We start from the raw sequence: 23,517 nt of genomic DNA, 5'->3' as shown, positions 1-23,517 counted from the left end.
CTTTATACTGATAACCATCTACCCAGGCAGGTGAATGCCGTTGATTGTCTATATCGATCTCCTATTCCTCATGAACCTATTGATCGATGCAAGCTTACTCCTGGTCACGGCTTGGATGCGAAAGCAAAAAATCATCTTCTGGCGTCTGGCCTTGTCGGCAGGCGTTGGAGCGATGTACGTCGTGATGATGTTTTTGCCGGAGCTCTCGTTTCTGTACACGTTTCTGGTGAAGTTTCTATTCTCTGTCGTGATGCTTTGGATCGCATTCGGATTTGGAAGTTTGCAAAATTACTTAAGGAATATGGGAGCTTTTTATATTGTCAATTTTGCGGCGGCCGGCGGGATACTGGGAGTGCATTATTTGCTGCAGGACTCCGGTGAAATCTGGAGTGGGATTTGGTATTCGGCGTCCGGCGGGCTTTCGTTTTCGATCAAAATCGGAGCGTTCTTTATCCTGGTATGTTTTTTTGTCGTTTTGTTTTGGTTTAAACGGGTGATCGCTGCACGCCAGCGTCAGGAGCGGATTCACTCCTTTCTGGCCGAGATGGAGGTGCGTATCGGAGATACGACGATTGCCTGCACGGGATTGATCGACACAGGCAATCAGTTAACGGATCCGCTCAGCCGGCTTCCGGTAACGGTGATGGAAGCTTCGCTTTGGGAGCGGGTTCTCCCCCCATCGTATCGGGGGAAGCTGGCTGACGAGCGTGCGGACAACCTCATCCTGGAGTTGACGGAAGCCGGTGATTTTCCTTGGCCGGAGCGGTTGCGGCTGGTTCCTTATCGGGGCATCAACAAAGGCACGCAATTTATGCTGGCGCTCAAACCCGATGAGGTGACGGTGCGTCTGGAAGGACGGGAACATCGTACGACTCGAGTGCTGATCGGCTTGGACGGGGGGCGATTATCGACGGAAGGGACTTACCGGGCGATCGTTCATCCCGCCCTGATTGAGTCAGCGGAGACGAAGGATAACTCAGACACCATCAGTAAAACGGGAACGTAACTTAGGAGGACATGAAACCATGCATGTTAAGTGGAAAATGATGCTGCAGCTCCAGTATTACCGGCTGCTGTTTCTTTTTGGGCTAAAAAGCGAAGAAATCTATTATATCGGGGGTAGCGAAGCGCTGCCACCTCCCTTAACGCGCGAAGAGGAAGAATACTTGCTTCAGCGACTGCCTAGCGGCGATTCGGCGATTCGGGCCATGTTGATCGAGCGCAACCTGCGACTCGTCGTATATATCGCCCGGAAGTTCGAGAATACGGGAATTAACATTGAGGACTTGGTATCCATCGGTGCGATCGGGTTGATCAAGGCGGTCAACACTTTTGACCCTGAGAAGAAGATCAAGCTGGCCACCTACGCTTCTCGATGCATCGAGAACGAAATTCTGATGTATTTGCGCCGGAACAGCAAAATTCGCACCGAGGTGAGCTTTGATGAGCCGCTTAACATCGATTGGGACGGCAACGAGCTGCTACTCTCCGACGTCTTAGGCACGGAGAACGATACGATCTATCGTAACATCGAAGAGCAGGTAGACCGCAAGCTGCTGCACAAAGCGCTCGACAAATTGACCGAGCGGGAACGCATGATCATGGAGCTGCGGTTCGGTCTGGTCGACGGAGACGAAAAGACGCAAAAGGATGTGGCCGATCTGCTAGGCATCTCGCAATCCTACATTTCGCGCTTGGAGAAACGAATCATTAAACGGCTGCGCAAGGAATTTAACAAGATGGTCTAAATCGGCGTCGAGATTTTGCTTGGTCATGGAAGGATGGCTGCGGAATAAAAATACAGTCCCGGGAGATACTGTTCATTAGTTTCTCCTTGGGAGGTTTAGACACGATGACCCGAAACAAAGTCGAAATTTGCGGTGTCGATACCGCAAAATTGCCCGTTCTAACCAATGCGGAAATGCGTGAATTGTTCCACTCGTTGCAGCAGGACCACGTAAGATCAGCCAGAGAAAAGTTAGTAAATGGCAATCTGAGACTCGTGCTGAGCGTCATCCAACGGTTCAACAATCGGGGGGAGTATGTGGACGACCTGTTCCAGGTTGGCTGCATCGGACTCATGAAAGCCATCGATAATTTCGATTTATCGCAAAACGTCAAATTCTCCACTTACGCCGTGCCGATGATTATTGGGGAAATTCGGCGATACCTTCGGGACAACAACCCGATCCGCGTCTCTCGCAGTCTGCGAGACATCGCCTATAAGGCGTTGCAAATGCGGGACAACCTGACCAATCAGAACTCGCGTGAGCCCACGATTTTTGAAATCTCCGAGGCATTAGGCTTGCCGAAGGAAGACGTTGTCTTTGCCCTCGACGCCATCCAGGATCCGGTCTCCTTGTTCGAACCGATCTACCATGATGGCGGTGACCCGATCTACGTGATGGATCAAATCAGCGATGACAAGAACAAGGACGTTTCCTGGATCGAGGAGATCGCACTGCGCGAAGCGATGCAGCGGTTGGGCCGCCGCGAGAAAATGATCTTGTCCATGCGTTTCTTTGAAGGAAAAACGCAAATGGAGGTTGCCGACGAAATTGGGATCTCCCAGGCTCAAGTGTCCAGGCTCGAGAAATCCGCCATTTTACAAATGCAAAAGCATGTGAAGTCGTAAGTCCGGTCCCTGCGGGGACCTTTTTTAATGTGAACATTTCCATATCTCGATTCTCTTCTCCTTCGGTATCATAGAAGTGGTGCGATAGGCTTGCTGACGTGAGATACGCTGGGAGGGAAGGAACATGAAATATTGCATAGGCGAGTTTTCCTCGTTGCTGGGTATCACCCGGGATACGCTAAGGTTGTATGAAAAGCATGACATCGTCAAGCCGATGAAGGATCGTCACAACAGATACCGCTATTTCAACGACCTTGATGCTCGGGATCTATTGATGAGCCGTTGGTATCGAAGCCTGCAGATTCCGCTGCAGGACGTAGCTGAACTCATTCAAAACGCCTCGCTTGACGACATTCTCGATAAGATGGAGAACAGCAAGCAGGAGCTGACGGAAGAGATTCGCAAAAGCACAATGTTGCTGCATAAGCTAAGCGAATTGAGCCGAGAAGTTCAGAGTATGGAGAATCGGTTATACCAATGCACGCTTGTGGAAAGGCCGGGACTTTATCGATTAAAGCAAACGGATAAAAACAACCTGCTGAACACAAAGGGTTTGGAAGGCACTATAAACGCTTTGATGGAGCTGTTGCCTTACTCTTTTTATTGCTTCCGCATCGAGCAGAACTCCATCGAATCGGAGGAGGAGCTTTTGGATTACAGCTGGGGCTTGTCGATCTCGGATGAAGACGTGCGTGAGCTTGGGATTGGATTTGACGAGCATCTGGAGCATATTCCTCCGTCCCGTTGCTTGTCTTCGGTGATTTTGTCGCCGCAGAGCGAGCACCTTTCCATAGAGGCATTCCGATTTATGCTGGATTACATGGTTGAACATCAATATGTAATTTCCGGCGCCACAACCGGACGGTTGATGTTGACCGAAAATCATGAAGGCCAGAAACGATCGTTCTTGGAAATACATATCCCCATAGAGGAATCCTATTGACCTTGGTGCCGCACCAAGGTTTATGCTTGTAGAGAAGCCTTAGTTCATCCGTTTATGTGAAAACAATCACAAAAGGCTTCAATATGCAGTAAGGGGAGAAGAGGGAATGCGCAGCAATCGTTTTAACAAAATGCTCATGTTTTCCATCTGCATCGTATTGGTCGCATCGATGTTCGGCTGGGGGTGGCAATCCGGGAAGCTGGTAAACAGCCCTTCAACAGCGGCGGCGGCCTCGGCATTTAAAGCCGGGACGTATACCGGAGAAGCCGAAGGCAAAGACGGCGTGATCAAGGTGCAAGTGACGATGGAGCAAGCGGATCGGATCAAAGATATCAAAATCCTCAGTCAAACCGAAACCGAAGGTCTGGGCGATTCGGCGCTAAACAAAGTCAAGGAGCAAATCCTGGCTAACCAATCGCTGGCCATTGACGCGGTAAGCGGTGCAAGCGTATCGAGCGATGCCATGCTGAAAGCGGTAGAGAACGCCGTGAAGAAAGCAGGCGGCGATGTGAACGCTTTGAAATCGGTTAGCGTCAAGAAACCTGGCGTAGGGAAGACGGAGAAGCTCCAAGCGGACGTCGTTGTCGTTGGCGCTGGTGCTTCCGGCGTATCGGCAGCGGTGACGGCAGCGGACAAAGGGGCCAAAGTCGTGATCATCGAAAAGACCAGTGTGATCGGCGGTGCCAGCAACCTGTCTTGGGCAGGTAAATTCTATAACTCTTCCGCCGCGGTTGACGGCGGGTTAAAGGTGAACGTGGAACAGGAAATCTCCAACTGGATCGTCAATAACCACTGGAGAGTGGATGCGGCGGCTGTCCGCCAATACGTCACGAAATCCGGTGACACTTACGATTGGCTGAAGAGCAAAGGTTACGTTACGACCTTTATGAACTTTGGCGGAGAACAGCTTCATCTGCTTCCGGCTTATAACACCCGCGAACAGACGCTTCGCAAGATGCTGGCAGCTTCCGTAGAGAAGAACGGCGGCAAGGTCATTACCGAAACGACCGCGAAGAAACTGATGACCGACGCGAAAGGAACCGTAACCGGCGTCGTAGCGGAGAAGGCGGACGGAACAACGCTGGAAATCAGCGCAAAAAGCGTCGTCATGGCGACGGGCGGATACGCCGGCAATAAAGAAATGGTGAAGGAAGCCTTTGGCTTTGAGGGCGTTAACGGCGGACTCGCGCAGAACATTGGCGAAGGTCTGAAAATGTCCTGGGCGGCAGGCGCGAAGGTCCCGGATAACTTCGGCGGGCAAATGCTGCACCAGACGTTGGCCAGAGCGACCGGAGATTTGAAGAAGCAGTATACGTCTTTTGAAGCGACCTATCCAATGATGTTGAGTTATCTGCCGACTTTGATGAACGTCGGTCCTTCGGGAGCCCGGTTCAGAGACGAGACGGCTACCCTAACGGCGGTTGCGGCAGCCAATACAAGCGCCTTTAACGGGCCTTACCATCTGGTGATCGTTTCACAATCACAGCTGAAAGCTTTGGAATCGAAGGGCATGAACGGCGTTAACGCGTCGAAGTTACCTGGACTTCCTCCCGAATTTTATGCGGATTTCAAGGATGAGTTCAAGCTGGACACCCCTTGGAAAAACGTCGTATCCGTATTCGATACGATGGTGAAAAACGGAGACGGCTATAAAGGCAACACGATCGAGGAATTAGCCAAAAACGCCGGAATGGACGTAGAAGTGTTCAAGGATGCATTTAATAAATACACCCAAGCAACCAAAACTGGCGTAGACACAGAATTTGGCAAAACCAAAGATTATTTACTGCCAATGGGCGAAGGCCCATACTACGCGATCATTGCCGAGATCAACAACCTGGGTTCGGTTGGCGGCTTGCTCGTAAACCCTAAATTCCAAGTGCTGAACGACAAACGCGTGCCGGTGAAAGGACTTTATGCCGTCGGGCTTGAATCCGAAGGCGTGTTGTTTAATGACACTTACGTCGGCAATGGCGTAGGCATTGGCTATTCGTTCACTTCCGGACGTCTGGGCGGCGAAAACGCGGCTGCCGGGGCGCTGGGCAAAAAATAGAAAAAGATAGAACGCGACAGATCAAAAGGACGGCTTCTTCCGGTATCAAACGATTCCGGAGGGGCAGTCCTTTTTTGCATTGCCGGAGCGTCTCTTTTCCCGTGGCCAAGGGCGCATGCGCCGAATTCCTCGCACATATAGTAAAGGGACGGAGTGAAACAGACGGGATGGGGGCGGTAAAACCATGGACAATGTGGTGAGGGCGAGTATGAAAATATCCGATTTCCAGACAAAAGACGTCATCAATGTCGTGGACGGGAAGCGGCTCGGGCATATCAGCGACCTGGAGCTGGATCTTCGGCAAGGGGTTATCGAGGCGATCGTCGTGCCCGTCGGGTCGAAATTTATGGGGTTGTTCGGCGGCGGCAGCGATTTGATCATCCCCTGGAAAAATATCGTGAAGATCGGATCCGACGTCGTTCTGGTTAAAATGGAGGAATTACGCGAATCCAGAACGCAGACGACCTACGATACGACCGTGTACATCGACCGGGACGGACGGGCAGAGCGGCGGAGCTAGAAACCGCAAGCGACGCCTGGCCGGTTTGTGGTAGACTTGAAGGAAAAGCAGTGTGAGTGACTTGAAATTTTACGAACCTCAGAGGCGTTATTCTGGCACTGATTAATTACCTTAAGGAGATGGATGATGGAACCGTTTGTAAGGAATGCTAAAGATGAACAAGTGGAACGGTTCGAGTTGGCTCCGTGGTTGGACCTGATCCCGGGGATCAGCGTCGGTTTTACCGGCCGGTCAGGCGGAGTCAGCGAGCCGCCGTACGATCGCTTGAATCTCGCATATCATGTCGGCGACGAACCGTTGCATGTCCTGGAGAACCGGCGCCGGTTATCCGAGGCCCTGGGTTTCTCGCCTGAAGGCTGGACCTGCGGCGAGCAGGTCCACGGCAGCGCCGTTGCCGTGGTCCGAGCCGAAGATCGCGGCAAGGGGTATCTGGATCGCAGCAGCGCTTTCCAGGAAACGGACGGGCTGGTGACGAACGTGCCGGGAATCCTGCTGACTTCGTTTTATGCGGATTGCGTACCGCTTTATTTTGTCGATCCTGTGCAGAGGGTCGTCGGTTTGGCCCATGCGGGCTGGAAGGGCACCGTCCGCCACATTGCCGCGGAAATGATCGAGACAATGGAACGTAAGTTTGGCAGTCAGCGCAGCGAGATTCGCACCGCGATCGGCCCCAGCATCGGTGGATGCTGCTACGAGGTGGATGAAGCGGTGATGGAGAAAGTCCGCGAGGCACTGCCCGATGAGGGAGGCTCTGCGAAGGAGAAGCCCTATGCTTCGGCGTCAGACCATGCAGGGAAAACGATGCTGAACTTGAAAGAATTGAATCGAATCATTATGATTAAAGCAGGAATATTGCCGACTCATATCGAATGTACAAGGTGGTGTACAAGCTGTCATCCGGAGTATTTTTACTCCTACCGGGCGCAAGGTGGCGTCACAGGAAGAATGGCAAGCTGGATAGGCATAAAAGAGAGGTGATCCTTCCCGTGTCGCTGAAGGAACGAATACAGCACGTGGAAGAGCGGATTAAAGCTGCCTGCGAGCGGAGCGGAAGAAAGCGCGAGGAGGTCCATGTCGTCGCCGTAACCAAATATGTGTCGACTGAAGCCACCCGTGAAGTTCTGGCGGAGGGAATTGAGCATATCGGCGAGAATCGTCCGCAAATCGCCGTCCCCAAATGGGAAGCCCTCGGTGGGCAAGGGACTTGGCATTTTATCGGCCATCTGCAGAGCAAGAAGGTCAAGGACGTCATCGGTAAATTTCAATATATTCATTCGTTGGACCGGCTGTCGCTGGCCCGGGAATTGGAGAAGCGGGCCGCGGCACTGGGAACGAACGTGACTGCATTCTTGCAGGTGAACGTATCGGGCGAGGAGTCGAAGCAGGGAATTACGCCGGATACGGCGGCCGACTTTCTAAGGGAAACCGCTGAATTGAAGCATATTCGTATCGCCGGGCTGATGACGATGGCTCCGATTGAGGATGATCCAGAGCGGACAAGACCGGTCTTTCGCCGGCTGCGCGAGCTGCGTGATCAACTGAACGCCTTGTCGATTACTGCGGAGCCATTGACAGAATTATCGATGGGGATGTCGGGAGATTTTGAAGTGGCGATTGAAGAGGGGGCGACCTGGGTGCGCCTCGGAACGCTTTTAGTGGGGAAAGGGGAATTGACGTAATGGGAGTAATGAACCGGTTTATGAACTTTCTGGGCTTGCAGGAAGAAGAAGAGATTGTGGAGCGCGAACGGTTTTCCGGCCAAGAGGACGCGGAAATTGAAACCCCAAGCTTTGAATCCCGTAAAAATCAGAGAGGAAACAACGTGGTCAGCATTCACTCCCAGAAGAACGTCAAGGTGATCCTGTATGAACCTCGCTCATATGAAGAGGCGCAGGAAATCGCTGACCATTTGCGTTCTCATCGGTCGGTCGTGGTTAATTTGCAGCGGGTTCGCAATGATCAGGCGATGCGCATCATCGACTTCTTGAGCGGAACGATTTACGCGCTGAGCGGGAGCATATCCAAGGTCGGGGCGAATATTTTTCTGTGCACGCCGGATACCGTCGAGATTCAGGGATCTATAACCGAGATTTTATCGGAGGATTCCGATTACAACAGAATGAGGTGATGACAGCTTGGTAGGCTATATCGATTCCATTGTTGGGCTGCTATACAATATTTATTTTTATATGATCCTGGTTTACATTTTGATGTCTTGGGTACCTAATGTCCGTGAGAGTTTCATCGGCGAGCTGCTCGGCAAGCTGGTTGAACCTTATTTGGCTCCTTTCCGGCGGTTTATTCCTCCGATCATGGGGATGATCGACATATCTCCGATTATTGCCTTGTTCGTACTCCGCTTAGCTGCCTTCGGATTGATCAGCGTTCTGCACTATATCTTCGGGTATTGAGATGAAAGCGGATGTTTATGAACATTTTAAACCGGAGGAACGGCCGTTCGTCGACCGGGCCTGGGAATGGGTCGTGAATGCCGGGGATTACCATGAGGTCAAGCTAAGTGACTTCCTGGATCCGCGGCAGTGTTATATTCTGGAGTCTTTGGCCAATCGTCATCCAGACGCGATCATCCGGCTGGACGGCGGTTATGAAGGCGCGGAACGGCGTCGTGCACTCATTGCTCCGGATTACCGGGACCTAAGCGAGGAACCGATGGAAATGAAGGTGCTCGATATCTCGTCGGGAGACCAGAAGTTTCTTACCCTTCAGCACGGCGATTATTTGGGAGCGATTCTGGGATTGGGCCTCAAGCGCGATAAAATCGGCGATATTCATGTCCGCGAGGACGGATGCCATGTGGTGATCGCCGAAGAGATTGCACCATTCCTGCAACTGAACCTTCATCAGGTGCATCGCGTTAGCGTTTTTACAGAGGTGCTGAACCTTAGCGAATTGAGAACGATGGAGAAAGAGCTTGAGCCGCTGGAATTGACGGTGGCTTCTTTGCGACTGGATGGCATTGTCAGCGATGTGTTCCGCTTAAGTCGCAGTAAAGTGCTAATTCCGATCAAAGCGGGGCGTTGCCGGGTGAACTGGAGAACGGAGGAGGATCCCTCTACACCGCTGAAGGCCGGTGACGTAATCGCCTTGCAAGGCTTTGGGCGGTTTAAAGTGCTCGAGGCAGGCGGCCTGACCAAAAAAGGCAGACATCGTGTCAAAATCGGTAAATTTGTGTGAGGTCTATTGCAGGAGATGGCGGATTCTTGTCGAATAAGATAGTTCGAACTGTTATGAAGGGTTCTCGTAACTGTATTGACCACGTCTTCCCGCTGAAGTGCGAGTTCAAAAAAGTCAGGTTTTTAGCAATTCAAGATTCGATGTCGAATTCGCTTCTCGAGTTACCTCGTGATCAAAAGTTGACTTTTTGAACAACTACTTTAAGGGAAGTTTCGAAATTTCTAGGAGGTGGGGATCATGCCATTAACGCCGCTGGATATACATAACAAAGAGTTCTCCAGACGTATTCGCGGTTACGACGAAGATGAAGTCAACGAGTTTCTCGACCAAGTGATCAAAGACTATGAGATCGTGATCCGGGAGAACAAGGAGCTTCACAACCAGTTGATGACTTTGCAAGAGAAACTGGATCATTTTGCGAATATTGAGGATACGCTGAGCAAAACGATTATCGTTGCGCAGGAAGCGGCCGATGAAGTGAAGAACAATGCGAAGAAGGAAGCGCAGTTGATCGTGAAGGAAGCGGAGAAGAACGCGGATCGAATCGTCAACGAATCGCTCTCGAAATCACGTAAAATCGCCATGGAAGTGGAAGAGCTCAAGAAACAGGCTTCTATCTACCGGGCGCGGTTCCGTACGCTGGTGGAAGCGCAGTTGGATTTGCTCGGAAGCGACGGCTGGGATACGCTGGAGACCCGCGAACGCGCTACCGAAAAAGGGCAAGAGGTGCAAGAGTTGTATTAATCAAAAAACGCCATTTGGCTTCCTAGTAAGGAGCGCCAAATGGCGTTTTTTATATCCCCCCGTTAAGCCAGTCGGTTTGGCGGGTTTGCCGGCGATATACCGAAGGAGAGAGGCCGGTGGTTTGCTTGAAAAGGGTCAAAAAATGCTTCCTGTCCGCATATCCGACATTCCGCATGATCTCGTTCACGGGCAGCCAGGTGGAGGTCAGCAGCTCGCAGCTCCTTTCGATCCTTTTCTTCTGTACGTAATCGTTAAATGTGCAGCCAACGTATTGCCGGAATAAGCGATGAAAATGGCGTTCGCTTAAATGGCTGGCGGCGGCAAGGTTGCGGGCAGTTAAGGGGTTCTGAAAGGACGTATTGATCTGGCGAACGACTTCCTTGATGACCTGATTGTCTTGTGCAGCGGGAGGACTGGACTCCCCGAACTCTAGCTGGCGTTCCAGCATGACGGCTAGCTCGATGAACAGACTGTACAGCTTGATGAGATAGCCGGGGGCTCTATCTGTAAATTCGCGGTAGGCGGTTCGGAACCAAGCATTCCATTGGCCGTCGCTATCTCTCAAATGGAGCCACCCCGGCCCCGGCAGAACTGCAGCATCCTCCCCGAACAGACAGAGACTGGAGCGGCCCAGTTCCTCAAAGCCTGGGAGGTGCTGCAGACAGGACCGAAGTTTGCTCGGCTCATACAAGCAATTGTATACGGTCAGCGGCCGATGCGGGCCCGTGTGGACAGGGCGAAATACATGCTTTGCTCCGGCTGGGAGCAGGAACAAATCGTTTTTCGCGACGCGTACGACCTCATCGTCGATAAAGTGAAACCCTTCTCCATCGTTCACGAGCACGATCTCCACAAATCGATGGCTGTGCATCTGCAGATCAAATGTCTCCTCGGCCCGGTTAAAGTAAAAGGGCAGCGTATCTGTAAAAAAGGCAGTCCCGTCCAATACCCTCTCCCCTCGGTATAAAGACAACCTGGATCCCTCCTTCGCTGCGGTTGCCCCTATTATAGGCGTCGGCCCCGGCAGGGGTCAATTAAGGCCGAGTTTCTTGCATCGAATCGGAGCATAAGGCTACACGAATATGCTCGATGACGACCTCCACCTCTCCCGGAGGTTGAACCTCGATATGAACCGCCTCTGGGGAAACGATGCGCAGATGCATCCGGACGGGAATGGTTGGCGTATGTTCTTGACCCGCTGTGACACCGGTGGAATTCGGCAACTCAAGCCGCCAGGAGACGTCGATTCGACCGCCACCCGGAACGGGAACTGTGCCACGTGCCCAAGATAATCCGCCGCAAGGCTGGGGTGCGATGAGGACCCGGCTCCAACCAGGCTCAAGACTGCGCACCCCGAGAACGTAGGCGCCCAGGAAGTAAGCCGGTCCTGCGGACCAGGCATGGCAATGGCTTCGGGTCAACAGGTCCGGGTTCGCCCGATTTTCGGAGAAATGCGGATACATCTCCCAGCAGGTTGTGGCCCCCCAATCGATCATCTGCCCGTACTGGTTGCGGATGTCTTCGATCATGACCTCCCATTCGCCCAACTTGGCTAGCGCTTCGTAATAGAAGAAGGACATAAATGGGCTGCCGATTTGCACGAAGGAGCTGGGTTGCCGCCGGATGTGGCTTTCGATGGTCGCGAGCCTGCTCGTTTTGGAATCGGCTTGCTCGGGAATGCCGCACAACAATGCCACCACTTGCGTTTGAACGCTGAAGATGTCGGAGGGGCGTCCATCCGCATGGATGCAGTCGAGATAAGCCTGGCGCTCATCCGACCATAAATGCGCATTGATGGCGGCTGATAAGCGGCTTGCCTGGACGGAGTAGAACGCTTCGGCTTCGACATTGCCAAGGACCGTAGCGAAAGCGGCGGCGGCCGACAACGCTTTGACAAGGAACATGTTCTGGTGCGAAACGATGCCGTCGTTCGGTTGGTCGATCGGAGCCCAGTCGAGCAGGTTCCAACTGCGAATCTGAAGCAGTCCCTGGTCATTCAGCCGGCTTAAATAATGCTTCAGCGTGTACTCGATATGCGGGAAAATGTCCGCGGCAAAGGATTTGTCACCATTTTGGCGATAGAGCTCCAAGCAAGCGATAACCCAGAAGAAGGTCCAGTTTGGAATCACGCTGTTCCATCCGCTTGGCACTTGGTTCGCGTATAACGGGGTTTGGAATTTTGAGCCGGGGACTAATCGTAGGCATCGTTCCACGATCCGGTCAGCTCCAAACAAATAATAATTGATGAGCGCCTCATTTCGGGCATCGCCAACCCAGAAGGTCTGCTCGTACATCGGACAGTCGACGAAAGTATCCTCCATGCAGAGCCGGGTCGTATGTTGACTGATTTGCCAAATCTCATTTAAGCGTGGATCCGAAGACTGGAACTGCCCGATCTCGGCGATGGGGTAGTTGCTTTGCAGCATACGAAGGTAATAGATGCGAACAGGGGCAACCGCGTTTCGTACCGTAACCTGACAGTAACGCAAACCTCTTCTTACCGGAGAAGTGTAGCGACGGCGTCCGCCCGCGCAGATGTATCGAAGCGTGTGATCCAATCCATAGGTATCCTGGCGTTGGCCCTCATGCATAAATTCAAATCCATAGAAATCAAGAACTGCCCCTTCCGGCGCTTCCACCTCAAACTCCAAATACCCTGACAGCTCTTTGCCAAAATCAATCACCAGCTCAGTATCCGCGTCAGGAAACCAGGGGACTTCAGCAGGCTCCGGTCCAGGAATGACCGCATTCTGCAAGGTGCCGGGAATGGACAAGGGGACTTCATGCCTTTTCCATACGGAGAGGATAAAGACATCCTCCCGGCTGACCAGCGCTTCGGGTACGGACCGGACCCAAGAGGCAAACGGTAGAAGACCGGCTACATCCGAGATCTCTTTGGCACGTAAATAGTCCGGGTGCCCTTCATCCATCGGCGGGCTCGGCAGATGATCGTAACGGATGCCGCCGTCGAAGGGGCCTAGGGTCACAAAGGCGGTTTTATCGTCTTCTTGGGTGAGGTTGCCAGCCGGAAGGAACATAAGGGGAGACAGGAACTCTAACGTCTCTTCCGCATCCATCGCAAAATGATACCCGCCTCCGTGCGTACCTCCACTTACATCGATCAGCAGAAAATGATCGCCAGGCTCAAGGTCAAAGTGAATAAAGCGTTCTGGGGCTTCTCCCGTTAATGAGGACTCATCGTAATGAACTCCGTCCAGGCTGCAACCCCGAAAAGTCCCCCCAACATCGATAAGCGCTAGCGTGGCCTTGCAATGTTGTTTACAGCGTACGACCGTTGCCAGCATGCCGAGAAATTCTGCAGGGTTAGCCGTATTCGTGCTCTCTGCGTAAAAATGGTTGCGCAGGTCGATCGCCGCGGTAAACTGGACCGGCTTGACCTTGCCCAAACGTTCGACGCGCCGAGGATAGACGGGCTCCTCCGTCAAATAAGGAATGTCCCTCGATACCGGTATTCCCCAAGGCTCGCATCCCACTGGCCCAATTACGGCAGCAGCATGCCACTCCGAACCGGGTTTGTAATCCGACTCCGTCCAGGCTTCGTCCCAAAGTCGGGCATCGATTTTCTCGGCAAAAGCGTGCTGGCAGGACATTCTGGGAGAACGACGGTCATGACCCGGGTGAGTTACGGTTAACCACGTGTCGTCGGTTACGGCCATCACATAGGGTTGCCCTTCGCCTTGAAGAGGCGAGTTGCTTTCGACCTCCAATTGGGCAAGCAGCCCACCGCGCCCCCGCAGATAATAGAAATTACTGATGCCAAAATGCATCACCATTACAGCTATGGCATTGGTCTGTCCCGGTTTCAGCAGATGGCTGATCTCGTATTCGTCATAGGCTAATCTGAACGGCCAGGACCGCGGGGGGCCTTGCCCGACCCGGTGTCCATTGACATATAGCACATATCTGGAGTCAGCCGTCAATTTTAGACTTACTCGCCGCCCGTTCTCCTCATCCGGCCACGCAAATGTTTTGCGAAAACAACTCCAATCGTTACGTGGGCTAGCCTCGCCGGGGTGCCAGATCCATTTGGCTTGCCAGAGGGTTTCCATCAATTTACTCGCTCCTTTTCGCGTCAAATCATATCCCTTTCATTATAAAAGAGGAGTGGCTGGAACAGAGGAGGGGGAAACCGTACCCGTGAGGGGGAAAACGGACATTTCAGAATTCATGATTCGATGCCGGGTCGTCCACTGGGTCTGCTTCGAGATCTAAATCCGATGATGTTGACATGGGGGAGGCAATACGATATAACTAATTACATATTGTACTTGCATAATGGAATCATTCGATGATGGGAACCAGTACGCTGCGATTTTGTTCTCCAGAGAGTTGGCATCCTGCTGAAAGCCAACGTTCAAAGCGCGGACGGAAAATCATCCCGGAGAAGCAAGGCTGAACTCTTCTTAGTCGGATTTTCAGCACCGAGAAGGTTGGATGAAACTAGGGACTGAGTAGTGGAGCGTAGCTGGAAGCTACGTGAGCAACGGAAGGCCCGGTTGAATTCAAGATTCGACGTCGAATTATCTACTTGATCTGCTTCGTGATCAAAATCCGATTCAGTAAGCTTTGCCGGTTGTTGGCCGTTATACCAACCCCATATGAAGCGTATGGGATCAAGGTGTCATGTCCTTTTGCGGCCTCGTCCAGACGGCGGCTGCTTTCAGAGCGTGAAACAAGGGTGGTAACGCGAGCAAACGTCTCGTCCCTTCTAGGGACGGGGCTTTTTTGATTTTCCAGGCTGAATTGAAGAAAGGAAGAGAAACATGAAGAAAGTCGACGTCAAAGAAAATGCGCGTACGCGCGACTTGCGGATTCTGGACAAATGGAGCCGCGAAAATACGTTTAAACGGAGTATCGAAAATCGGGCGGGTCGGCCAAACTACGTCTTCTTCGAAGGACCGCCAACCGCCAACGGCTTGCCGCATATCGGGCATGTGCTGGGGCGCGTCATCAAGGACTTCGTTGGCCGCTATCAAACGATGAAGGGCTACCGCGTCGTCCGCAAAGCGGGCTGGGATACGCACGGATTGCCGGTTGAACTGGGCGTGGAGAAGGAGCTGGGCATCTCCGGCAAGCAAGAGATCGAGAAATACGGCATTGAGGAATTCGTGAAAAAATGTAAAGACAGCGTCTTCGGTTATGAGAAGCAATGGCGCGAATTTACCGAAGCGATTGCTTATTGGGTCGACTTGGATGATCCGTATATCACCCTGAATAACAGCTACATTGAAAGCGTCTGGAACATCCTGGCGACGATCCACGACAAGGGTTTGCTGTACCGCGGACACCGCGTCAGCCCGTATTGCCCTTGCTGCCAAACGTCGCTGAGCTCCCACGAAGTGGCGCAAGGTTATGAAGACGTGAAAGACCTCAGCGCCACGGCTAAGTTCAAGCTGAATGACTCCGGCGAATATGTGTTAGCCTGGACGACTACGCCTTGGACGCTGCCATCCCACGTGGCCCTCGCTATGAATCCGGACATGGAATACGCCCGAGTAAAACAGGAGGACGGCGTATACATCGTCGCCAAGAACTTGGTCGAGAAAGTCATGAAAGGCGATTACACGGTATTGTCGACGCATAAAGGTTCGGAATTCGTGGGCAAATCCTATACGCCGCCGTTCACCTACATTCAAGCCGAGAACATCAACGTGATCGTAGGCGCATCGTTCGTTACCGACGCCAGCGGTACGGGGATCGTACACATGGCTCCGGCACATGGCGAAGACGACTACCGCGTCTGCCGCGAGAACGGCATCAGCTTTGTCAGTGTTGTTAATGGCCAAGGGCGTTATACCGACGTGGTGACCGATTTTGCCGGCCGTTTCGTAAAGGATTGTGACCTCGACATCGTTAAGATGCTGTCCGAGCAAGGGACCCTGTACAGCAAAGAGAAATACGAGCATAGCTATCCGTTCTGCTGGCGTTGTAAATCGCCGCTGCTCTACTATGCAATGGAGAGCTGGTTTATCGAAACGACTGCGGTGAAGGATCAACTGATCGCCAACAACAATTCGGTTGAATGGTATCCAGGGCATGTCCGTGAAGGCCGCTTCGGCAAGTTCCTCGAAGAACTGGTCGATTGGAACATCAGCCGGAACCGCTATTGGGGCACGCCGCTGAACGTGTGGGTTTGCCCAGACTGCGGCGGGCAGTTTGCGCCGCACAGCATCGCCGAGCTGCGGGAACATGCGGTAGGTCATGTCAGTGAAGATCTTGAGCTGCATAAACCGTATGTGGATGAAGTGAAGGTCCATTGCCCGCACTGCGAAGGCGGAGTGATGGAACGGACGAGCGAAGTGATCGACGTGTGGTTCGACAGCGGTTCGATGCCGTTTGCACAACATCATTATCCGTTCGAGAACCAGGAGACATTCGGCGATCAATTCCCGGCGGACATGATCTGCGAAGGGATCGACCAAACGCGCGGCTGGTTTTACAGCTTGCTGGCCGTGTCCACGCTGTTCACCGGTAAAGCGCCGTACAAAGCGGTCATCGCCACCGGTCACGTGCTGGACGAAAACGGGCAGAAGATGTCCAAATCCAAAGGTAACGTTATCGATCCTTGGGAAATCATCAAAGAGTTCGGCACGGACGCCTTCCGTTGGGCCCTCCTGTCCGACAGTGCGCCTTGGAACAGCAAACGGTTCTCCAAAGGAATCGTTGCTGAAGCCAAGTCCAAAGTGGTCGACACGCTCGTGAACACCCATGCGTTCTTGACGCTGTACGCCGGCATCGACGGCTACAATCCCGAGGAGCATGCATACCGGCCTTCGGAGAATAAGCTGGATCGCTGGGTCCTGTCCCGTCTGAACAGCTTGATTCCAGTCGTTGACAAAGGATTGGCGGTTAATGATTTCGTCAACTCCTCGCAAGCGATTGAAGGGTTTATCGACGAGCTGAGCAACTGGTATATCCGTCGTTCTCGCGACCGCTTCTGGGGCAGCGGCTTGACGGAGGACAAATTGTCCGCCTACCAGACGCTGACCCACGTGCTTCTTACAGTATCCAAGCTAATCGCGCCATTTGCGCCAATGATCGCCGAGGATATTTACACCAACCTGGGCGGCGGGGAGAGCGTTCACTTGGCCGACTATCCGCAGGCGGATGAATCGCTGATCGATCTGGATCTGGAAAAAGACATGGAAAGCGCACGTCAAATCGTCGAGCTGGCTCGTAATGTTCGCAACGAGAGTGGCATCAAGACGCGTCAACCGTTGTCTAGCCTGATCGTTTCCATGGATCGCGAGTTTGCAGTTAGCGAATATGAAGACATCATCAAGGAAGAGATTAACGTCAAGGCGATCGACATCGAAACCAGCGACAGCGGCTTCGTTGATTTCACCTTGAAAATGAACCTAAAAGTGGCCGGCAAGAAATACGGTAAAAACATCGGTTTCCTGCAAGGATACCTGAAGAACCTTGCGGCGGAACAAACCCGTGCGATCGTAGAGCAAGGTCAATTCACCGTAACTTCTCCGGAAGGCGAAGAACTGGTTGTAACCGCGGATGAACTGCTCGTTGAGAAGCAGGCGAAGCCGGGATACGCTTCTGCTTCCGGTTACGGGTTGACTGTAGCGCTGAATACGGATATCACACCGGAGCTGGAGCAAGAGGGATGGGTACGCGAAGTCGTGCGCGCCGTTCAAGATACCCGCAAGAAGCTGGATCTGCCGATCGAGAAGCGGGTGCATCTCACCCTGGATGTTGACGACGAATTGAAAGCTGCCATCACCGCGTTTGAGCATGTGCTGCGCGAAAACGTACTGATTACGGACGTCGCCTTTGGCAAGCCGCAGGGCTCTGTTGAAACGGTGGATCTCGGCAGCAAATCGATCGGGATTGCGATTGACGCCTAAACGCTTGAATGGAGCTTTTCCATCAAGGCCATAATAATAGCAATTGAAGCAAACGAGCCTGCGGTCTCCTTCTAGGAAGACCGGGCTCGTTTGTGTTTTAGGATACTCTGGGGAGCAAAGGATGGGGTGTAAATGACTCGTCATAAACCGGCGCCCGAATCCACTGTGGAGCCTATACCGGGCACGCCGGAGGAACAAATGAATGCCGTATATCGCCTAACCTTGAACTGGACCAGGCAACTGGAGAGATCGCGCATCGCTGAATACACCGAATTGTTGAATCGACCCTGGCGTCTTATTTGGTTGAATGTGTTGTCCGGTACGGCCCGTGGGGTTGGCGTGGCGATCGGTTTTACCTTTTTTGCGGCAACGATCATTTACGTTCTGCAGGTACTTGGGGCGTTGAATTTGCCGATCATCGGCGATTATATCGCGGACATCGTGCGCATCGTGCAAAGACAGCTTGAGCTTAATACTTATTAGAGCCGGTTCCCAGCGAGTCCTCGCTTTCCAAATGCTCCGTGGCACTCATATGTTTCCGGTAGACCCCGTTACGGAAAAAGCAAACGTTTTGGCCATAGATATCGGTAGCAATGAACGATTCATAAGGCTCGACAAATCCGTCCAGCTCTTCGGACGCTTCGATTTCCATGTCATTGTAATCATCGATTTCTGAATCCTCGGCCATTGCCGGCGAATTCGAGGTCCCGAAGCTCTCGACGATCTGCCAGGCATCCTCTCCGTCGAACCCGTTTTGGTCGTCGCGTTCATCCAAGCTCGTTCGTCCGAACGGAGGAGACAAGAAGATCTCTTCGATCGGTCGTTTGGCGGAAACGAACGTTTGCGGGCTGTGATCCTTACAGTACGCCGTTTCAGGGATAGCGCTGAGCCGTTCGAAGCTGATTGGTTTGCCGCAGGTCGCGCAGTAACCGTAGCTGCCTTCCTCGATCCGTTCAAGCGCATCTTCTACCCGAGCCAGGTGAAGTTCATGATGCTCGGCGAGCGCCAGGTCTTTTCCCCGTTCATATACTTCTGAACCAAGGTCTCCGGGATGATTATCGATCGGGCTGAGCTCATTCGTATTATCGCGCATCGATTCATTCATTCCATAGTGATCATTATCCGACAATTGTTCGACTAAAGCGGACTGAGTTTCCTTCAGCTTCGCGGTGAGTTCCGCCAGCTGGGTCTTCGTTAAATGCGGCATAAGGTTGCTCCTTCCTTTCTGTGTCTAGAGCGGTTGTTTGAAACGTCTCCTCTAGCGGTATTTTGTGCAGAACCATGACGAAATACCTAAGGAAAATCCTTTCGCGCATGGACGGGTCATTTCCGGCTGTGCTACAATAAACAAGGCTTAGAAGAGGAATATCCTGCCGCTTAGTTGCGGGCAGGAAATGAAAAACGAGGTGACTGACCGCGTGGTATATTTTTTGATTGCATTAATCGTTTTTCTGGTGGATCAAGGCACGAAATATTGGATTGCGACCGGACTTACGATCGGGGAACAGATTCCGGTGATCGGCGACTTCTTTATCATTACCTCCCATCGGAACCGCGGCGCAGCGTTTGGCATTTTGCAGGATCAACGCTGGTTTTTTATCGTGGTGACTACGGTTGTGGTAGTAGGGATTGTCTGGTATTTGCTTAAAGTAAGAAAACAACCAAACAAGCTTCTGCCGGTTGCATTGTCCCTGGTCCTCGGCGGGGCGATCGGCAACTTCCTGGATCGTGCTGTCAGTGGGGAAGTCGTCGATTTTCTGATGTTCAATTTCGGGACGTATACCTTTCCGATTTTTAATGTTGCGGATTCCTGCATTGTTGTCGGTGTTGCCCTGATCATTTTGGATTCGCTGTTGGAAATCCGTCGAGAGAAGCAAGCCGCAGCCCATCAGGAGCATGAGGAAAACGTATGAGTTTGAACAAAATGTCAGAGGAATTCGAAGAAGAGAAGCTCGAGTGGGTGGCTGGATCGGCCGACGCGAAAGAGCGAATCGATAAATATGCAAAAACGCTGCTGGGAGAGGACGTCTCCCGCAGCCAGATTCAATTGTGGATTGAAGCGGGGAACCTGGTCGTAAACGATGCGCCGGTCAAAGCGAATTACAAGCTGGCAGAAGGCGATCGAGTGGAATTGACCATACCCGAGGCAGAACCTGCGGAAATCGAGCCGGAGAACATTCCGCTCGATATTTATTATGAAGACGGGGATGCCATCGTCGTTAACAAGCCGCGAGGCATGGTTGTGCATCCTGCGCCGGGTCATTCTTCGGGCACACTCGTCAACGCCTTGATGTACCACTGCAAGGACTTATCGGGGATCAATGGCGAGCTCCGGCCCGGTATCGTGCATCGCATCGATAAGGACACGTCGGGGCTGATTATGGCAGCCAAGAACGATAAGGCGCATGCCTCGTTGGCAGCTCAGCTCAAAGCACACAGCGTGACACGGAAATATTATGCCCTGGTGCACGGCAATGTCAGCCATGATCAAGGAACGGTGGATGCACCGATCGGCCGCGATCCCCATGACCGCAAAATGTACACGGTGATCGAACGGAACAGCAAACAGGCGGTGACGCATTTTCAAGTCGTTGAACGGTTCGGGGACTATACACTGCTTGAGCTCAAGCTGGAAACCGGTCGAACGCATCAAATTCGGGTTCATATGAAGTTCATTGGCCATCCGTTGGTGGGAGACCCGCTATATGGCCGCAGCAAAGGAATCAAGATGGACGGACAAGCGTTGCACGCCGCCGTATTAGGGTTTGAACACCCTGACGATGGGCGTTATTTAGAATTCAGCGCTCCAATTCCTGCAGATATGGAAGCGGTGCTGCAATCGCTCCGAAACCGTTAAGCAACCATTCAATTGTTCACCTCCAGGAGACAGCTTGATCAAAAAGTACAAACGATCAGGTGATTAATCCATTCTCTAAATGGGCCGAATTCCTGCATATTTAAAGTGCGAGTTCGAACCATTCGAGAATGGATTTTTTAATGTATACAAAGGAGATGGACGTCTGATATGAGTACGCTGAACGGACAAGAAACCTATATTCAACAACAATTTGCGGAGCGCATTGGCGGGGCGAATTACGGCAAAGACACCGCTATTTATAAATTTGAGAAAATCAAACGGGCTAAAGCGGCGGCGAAGAAGGATTTCCCCGAGGTCGAGCTGATCGATATGGGCGTCGGTGAGCCGGATGACATGGCCGATGCCGGTATCGTGGCAAAGCTGGCGGAGGAAGCGGCCAAACGCGAGAACCGTGGTTACGCCGACAACGGGATTGCTGAGCTCAAGGAGGCGGCAGCGAAGTACCTCCATGATGTATTTGGCGTCGAAGGCATTGATCCCGTCGCAGAGGTCGTACACTCGATCGGCTCAAAACCGGCGATTGCCATGCTGCCTTCCTGCTTCATCAATCCCGGCGATATCACGATTATGACCGTACCGGGTTACCCGATCATCGGAACGCACACGAAGTACCTCGGCGGCGAGGTTTATACGGTGCAGTTGACCGAAGAGAACGATTTCCTGCCGAATCTGGATGCAATTCCGGAAGAGATCGCCCGTAAGGCCAAACTGCTGTATTTGAATTATCCGAACAATCCGACGGGTGCGAGCGCGACAAGAGAGTTTTTTGCCAAAGTGGTGGATTGGGCGAAGAAATATCAAGTTGTCATCGTACATGACGCGCCTTATGCGGCATTAACCTATGATGGGCTGAAGCCGCTAAGTTTCCTTTCCGTCCCAGGTGCGAAGGATGTGGGCGTCGAGCTGCACTCGTTGTCCAAGTCGTACAACATGACGGGGTGGAGAATCGGATTTGTGGCCGGGAACCCGCTGGTTGTTAAGGCGTTCAGCGACGTGAAAGACAACAACGATTCGGGTCAATTCATTGCGATTCAAAAAGCAGCCGCTTATGGGCTTGCCCATCCGGAGATTACGGAGCGGATCGCTGCCAAATACTCGCGCCGTCACGAACTGCTGGTGAGCGCGCTGAATGATTTGGGCTTCAACGCGAAGAAGCCAAAGGGATCGTTTTTCCTCTACGTTGAAGCGCCGAAAGGCGTGGAAGGCGGACCGACATTTGCGACGGCCGAAGATTTTTCGCAGTTTTTGATCCGTGAGAAGCTGATTTCCACGGTGCCGTGGGACGATGCGGGGCATTACGTCCGTTTCTCCGTCACGTTCATCGCCGACGGCGAGGACGAAGAGCATCGCGTTATTTCCGAAATCAAACGCCGCCTAGGCGACTTGAAGTTCATATTCTAACCGACGACTTGTACTAACCAAGCCGCTCCAAGGGTTTTATGCCCGAGGGGCGGTTTTTCTGTTTTGTCTAATTGCCCGCCGAATTGCCGGGGTTGTCCTTGTTGCCACCTTTTCACGATTATCCCTTTCGTTCAGTGGCTGGAGTTGGCGACGAGGAAAAGAAAAAGGTATTAGTACAAGATGTCTCGCCAATCGAGTTTAGGTGGTACTGATCTGCTGCTGCCTAATCTTTACCTGACATATTGGTTAAATATGCGTGTTAACAATAGAAACATACAAAATGATCAGGCGAATACTAAAGGGAATATAGCGATTCAATGCGGATAAGCCGACAAAACTCAGGGTTGAATAAATATAACATACTATGTATAATTATAAACAATCATCAACACAGCAGGCTTTCAAAGGGAGTTGGAATAAACCTCAGCATTGGGGATGTATGAACTGGGTTGGGTGTCTTGACAGGCTAGCCTCATTCTGTCATAATTCATGTAAACCATAAGCACCTTTAATTCAGTCCCGTGAGGCTGGCAAGGTAACGTGAATGGGGAATTGGGCGGACTTCGCTTCTTTGTGGCGGAACCATATACCCAAGACCTACATGACAGTCATAGTATAACTGTGGCTAAAGACTCCTTGCCTGGATTTCCGGCAAGGAGTTTTTTTATGCGCCTATCACGGACGATGCAAGGTGACCCTATCCCTTAAGGAGGTCGCAGGCTGTGAGCAACGAAAGTCATATCATAATGGACGAAACGGCGATTCGGAGGGCACTGACAAGAATTGCGCATGAAATTTTGGAAAGAAACAAAGGCATTGAGGGATGTGTACTGGCCGGCATCAAAACAAGAGGTGTCTACCTCGCGAAACGACTGGCTGAACGCCTAGAGAGCATCGAAGGAACAGCTATTCCATGGGGTGAGCTTGACGTAACGAACTACCGTGACGATAAAGAGGAATCCGCTCTGGGGTCTGGCAAAGCAACTTTCCCGGTATCGATTCAAGGCAAGAAAGTGATCCTGTTCGACGATGTGCTGTACACTGGCCGTACGATTCGGGCAGCGATGGATGCGATCATGGATTGCGGTCGTCCCGAGTCGATCCAACTAGCGGTACTCGCCGACCGGGGGCACCGAGAACTTCCGATCCGTGCTGACTACATCGGTAAGAACGTGCCGACCTCGCGGGCGGAAGAAATCGAAGTTCTCCTGACGGAGCATGACGGCACCGATCTGGTTCAGATCCTGCAGGCACGGGAGGGGAACTAG

The 23,517-nt window shown here is 52.3% G+C and carries 21 protein-coding genes; 18 read left to right on the top strand and 3 right to left on the bottom strand.

Features of this window, described 5'->3' with window-relative positions; translation table 11 throughout:
- The first annotated feature begins 40 nt into the window (after positions 1–40).
- The 12 genes from spoIIGA to IM700_RS04040 all read left to right on the top strand — a co-directional run bounded on the left by spoIIGA (position 41) and on the right by IM700_RS04040 (position 10,090).
- Positions 41–1,006 (top strand): sigma-E processing peptidase SpoIIGA, encoded by a 966-nt coding sequence (spoIIGA, locus tag IM700_RS04095; protein WP_239483609.1) that lies wholly within the window; start codon positions 41–43, stop codon positions 1,004–1,006.
- A gap of 19 nt (positions 1,007–1,025) precedes the next feature.
- Entirely contained in the window at positions 1,026–1,748 is a 723-nt protein-coding gene (gene sigE / locus IM700_RS04090) for an RNA polymerase sporulation sigma factor SigE (protein WP_009225609.1), read from the top strand.
- A gap of 104 nt (positions 1,749–1,852) precedes the next feature.
- Positions 1,853–2,635, top strand: a complete 783-nt coding sequence (gene sigG, locus IM700_RS04085; protein ID WP_036621413.1) for an RNA polymerase sporulation sigma factor SigG — start codon at positions 1,853–1,855, stop codon at positions 2,633–2,635.
- 124 nt (positions 2,636–2,759) lie between these two features.
- Positions 2,760–3,578 carry a MerR family transcriptional regulator gene (locus IM700_RS04080; RefSeq protein WP_193416347.1) on the top strand — a complete coding sequence of 273 codons (819 nt, stop codon included), beginning with the start codon at positions 2,760–2,762 and terminating at the stop codon, positions 3,576–3,578.
- 106 nt (positions 3,579–3,684) lie between these two features.
- Complete coding sequence (locus tag IM700_RS04075; protein WP_193416346.1) at positions 3,685–5,631, top strand: FAD-dependent oxidoreductase; 1,947 nt, start codon at positions 3,685–3,687, stop codon at positions 5,629–5,631.
- 184 nt (positions 5,632–5,815) lie between these two features.
- A complete protein-coding gene (locus IM700_RS04070) occupies positions 5,816–6,151 on the top strand; it encodes a YlmC/YmxH family sporulation protein (protein WP_193416345.1) in 336 nt (111 codons plus the stop codon).
- Between the two features lie 126 nt (positions 6,152–6,277).
- Positions 6,278–7,129, top strand: coding sequence for a peptidoglycan editing factor PgeF (gene pgeF, locus IM700_RS04065; RefSeq protein ID WP_193416344.1), 852 nt, complete (start codon positions 6,278–6,280; stop codon positions 7,127–7,129).
- 8 nt (positions 7,130–7,137) lie between these two features.
- A complete protein-coding gene (locus IM700_RS04060; RefSeq protein WP_193416343.1) occupies positions 7,138–7,830 on the top strand; it encodes a YggS family pyridoxal phosphate-dependent enzyme in 693 nt (230 codons plus the stop codon).
- Complete coding sequence (locus IM700_RS04055) at positions 7,830–8,279, top strand: cell division protein SepF (protein ID WP_155607739.1); 450 nt, start codon at positions 7,830–7,832, stop codon at positions 8,277–8,279. Before IM700_RS04060 ends, IM700_RS04055 begins: the two co-directional genes overlap by 1 nt.
- A 7-nt stretch (positions 8,280–8,286) precedes the next feature.
- Positions 8,287–8,562: a YggT family protein gene (locus IM700_RS04050; RefSeq protein ID WP_155607738.1), complete on the top strand. Its 276-nt coding sequence runs from the start codon at positions 8,287–8,289 to the stop codon at positions 8,560–8,562.
- A 1-nt stretch (position 8,563) separates the two neighbouring features.
- The gene (locus IM700_RS04045) at positions 8,564–9,346 is read left to right on the top strand and encodes a YlmH family RNA-binding protein (RefSeq protein WP_155607737.1); all 783 of its coding nucleotides are present in this window, start codon (positions 8,564–8,566) and stop codon (positions 9,344–9,346) included.
- Positions 9,347–9,583: 237 nt separating this feature from the next.
- Positions 9,584–10,090: a DivIVA domain-containing protein gene (locus IM700_RS04040; RefSeq protein WP_155607736.1), complete on the top strand. Its 507-nt coding sequence runs from the start codon at positions 9,584–9,586 to the stop codon at positions 10,088–10,090.
- 49 nt (positions 10,091–10,139) lie between these two features.
- On the opposite strand, the gene IM700_RS04035 is transcribed toward IM700_RS04040, so the two are convergent.
- Both IM700_RS04035 and IM700_RS04030 read right to left on the bottom strand, forming a co-directional pair.
- Positions 10,140–11,063, bottom strand: coding sequence for an AraC family transcriptional regulator (locus IM700_RS04035; protein WP_193416342.1), 924 nt, complete (start codon positions 11,061–11,063; stop codon positions 10,140–10,142).
- A 61-nt stretch (positions 11,064–11,124) separates the two neighbouring features.
- On the bottom strand, positions 11,125–14,160 hold the full coding sequence (locus tag IM700_RS04030) for a family 78 glycoside hydrolase catalytic domain (RefSeq protein WP_193416341.1): 3,036 nt from the start codon (positions 14,158–14,160) through the stop codon (positions 11,125–11,127).
- A 714-nt stretch (positions 14,161–14,874) separates the two neighbouring features.
- Here IM700_RS04030 and ileS point away from each other — a divergent pair.
- Together ileS and IM700_RS04020 are read left to right on the top strand one after the other, a co-directional pair.
- Positions 14,875–17,970 (top strand): isoleucine--tRNA ligase, encoded by a 3,096-nt coding sequence (ileS, locus tag IM700_RS04025; RefSeq protein WP_193416340.1) that lies wholly within the window; start codon positions 14,875–14,877, stop codon positions 17,968–17,970.
- Positions 17,971–18,102: 132 nt separating this feature from the next.
- Positions 18,103–18,453 (top strand): DUF5665 domain-containing protein, encoded by a 351-nt coding sequence (locus tag IM700_RS04020; RefSeq protein WP_155607732.1) that lies wholly within the window; start codon positions 18,103–18,105, stop codon positions 18,451–18,453.
- Here the strand turns inward: IM700_RS04020 and IM700_RS04015 are convergent.
- A complete protein-coding gene (locus IM700_RS04015) occupies positions 18,440–19,177 on the bottom strand; it encodes a TraR/DksA C4-type zinc finger protein (protein ID WP_155607731.1) in 738 nt (245 codons plus the stop codon). The genes IM700_RS04020 and IM700_RS04015 overlap by 14 nt on opposite strands.
- A 211-nt stretch (positions 19,178–19,388) precedes the next feature.
- Between IM700_RS04015 and lspA the strand changes: the two genes are divergently transcribed.
- The 4 genes from lspA to pyrR all read left to right on the top strand — a co-directional run bounded on the left by lspA (position 19,389) and on the right by pyrR (position 23,517).
- Positions 19,389–19,883: a signal peptidase II gene (gene lspA / locus IM700_RS04010; protein WP_193416339.1), complete on the top strand. Its 495-nt coding sequence runs from the start codon at positions 19,389–19,391 to the stop codon at positions 19,881–19,883.
- An 11-nt stretch (positions 19,884–19,894) separates the two neighbouring features.
- Positions 19,895–20,827, top strand: coding sequence for an RluA family pseudouridine synthase (locus IM700_RS04005; RefSeq protein WP_418888763.1), 933 nt, complete (start codon positions 19,895–19,897; stop codon positions 20,825–20,827).
- A gap of 168 nt (positions 20,828–20,995) precedes the next feature.
- Positions 20,996–22,249: an LL-diaminopimelate aminotransferase gene (locus IM700_RS04000; protein ID WP_193416338.1), complete on the top strand. Its 1,254-nt coding sequence runs from the start codon at positions 20,996–20,998 to the stop codon at positions 22,247–22,249.
- Positions 22,250–22,971: 722 nt separating this feature from the next.
- Entirely contained in the window at positions 22,972–23,517 is a 546-nt protein-coding gene (pyrR, locus tag IM700_RS03995; RefSeq protein ID WP_193416337.1) for a bifunctional pyr operon transcriptional regulator/uracil phosphoribosyltransferase PyrR, read from the top strand.

Source organism: Paenibacillus rhizolycopersici (assembly GCF_014947195.2).
GTDB lineage: Bacteria > Bacillota > Bacilli > Paenibacillales > Paenibacillaceae > Fontibacillus > Fontibacillus rhizolycopersici.
The sequence above is the reverse complement of the archived record's forward strand: the minus strand, read 5'-3'. Positions and strand labels throughout refer to the sequence as shown.

What these genes read in the sequence shown, in the direction of transcription:
- IM700_RS04075 (WP_193416346.1), top strand. Translation starts at nt 3,685, where the DNA reads ATGCGCAGCAATCGTTTTAACAAAATGCTCATGTTTTCCATCTGCATC.
- sigE (WP_009225609.1), top strand. Translation starts at nt 1,026, where the DNA reads ATGCATGTTAAGTGGAAAATGATGCTGCAGCTCCAGTATTACCGGCTG.
- IM700_RS04040 (WP_155607736.1), top strand. Translation starts at nt 9,584, where the DNA reads ATGCCATTAACGCCGCTGGATATACATAACAAAGAGTTCTCCAGACGT.
- IM700_RS04030 (WP_193416341.1), bottom strand. Translation starts at nt 14,160, where the DNA reads ATGGAAACCCTCTGGCAAGCCAAATGGATCTGGCACCCCGGCGAGGCT.
- pgeF (WP_193416344.1), top strand. Translation starts at nt 6,278, where the DNA reads ATGGAACCGTTTGTAAGGAATGCTAAAGATGAACAAGTGGAACGGTTC.
- ileS (WP_193416340.1), top strand. Translation starts at nt 14,875, where the DNA reads ATGAAGAAAGTCGACGTCAAAGAAAATGCGCGTACGCGCGACTTGCGG.
- IM700_RS04015 (WP_155607731.1), bottom strand. Translation starts at nt 19,177, where the DNA reads ATGCCGCATTTAACGAAGACCCAGCTGGCGGAACTCACCGCGAAGCTG.
- IM700_RS04080 (WP_193416347.1), top strand. Translation starts at nt 2,760, where the DNA reads ATGAAATATTGCATAGGCGAGTTTTCCTCGTTGCTGGGTATCACCCGG.
- sigG (WP_036621413.1), top strand. Translation starts at nt 1,853, where the DNA reads ATGACCCGAAACAAAGTCGAAATTTGCGGTGTCGATACCGCAAAATTG.
- IM700_RS04055 (WP_155607739.1), top strand. Translation starts at nt 7,830, where the DNA reads ATGGGAGTAATGAACCGGTTTATGAACTTTCTGGGCTTGCAGGAAGAA.
- IM700_RS04000 (WP_193416338.1), top strand. Translation starts at nt 20,996, where the DNA reads ATGAGTACGCTGAACGGACAAGAAACCTATATTCAACAACAATTTGCG.
- IM700_RS04070 (WP_193416345.1), top strand. Translation starts at nt 5,816, where the DNA reads ATGGACAATGTGGTGAGGGCGAGTATGAAAATATCCGATTTCCAGACA.
- IM700_RS04005 (WP_418888763.1), top strand. Translation starts at nt 19,895, where the DNA reads ATGTCAGAGGAATTCGAAGAAGAGAAGCTCGAGTGGGTGGCTGGATCG.
- IM700_RS04020 (WP_155607732.1), top strand. Translation starts at nt 18,103, where the DNA reads ATGACTCGTCATAAACCGGCGCCCGAATCCACTGTGGAGCCTATACCG.
- IM700_RS04045 (WP_155607737.1), top strand. Translation starts at nt 8,564, where the DNA reads ATGAAAGCGGATGTTTATGAACATTTTAAACCGGAGGAACGGCCGTTC.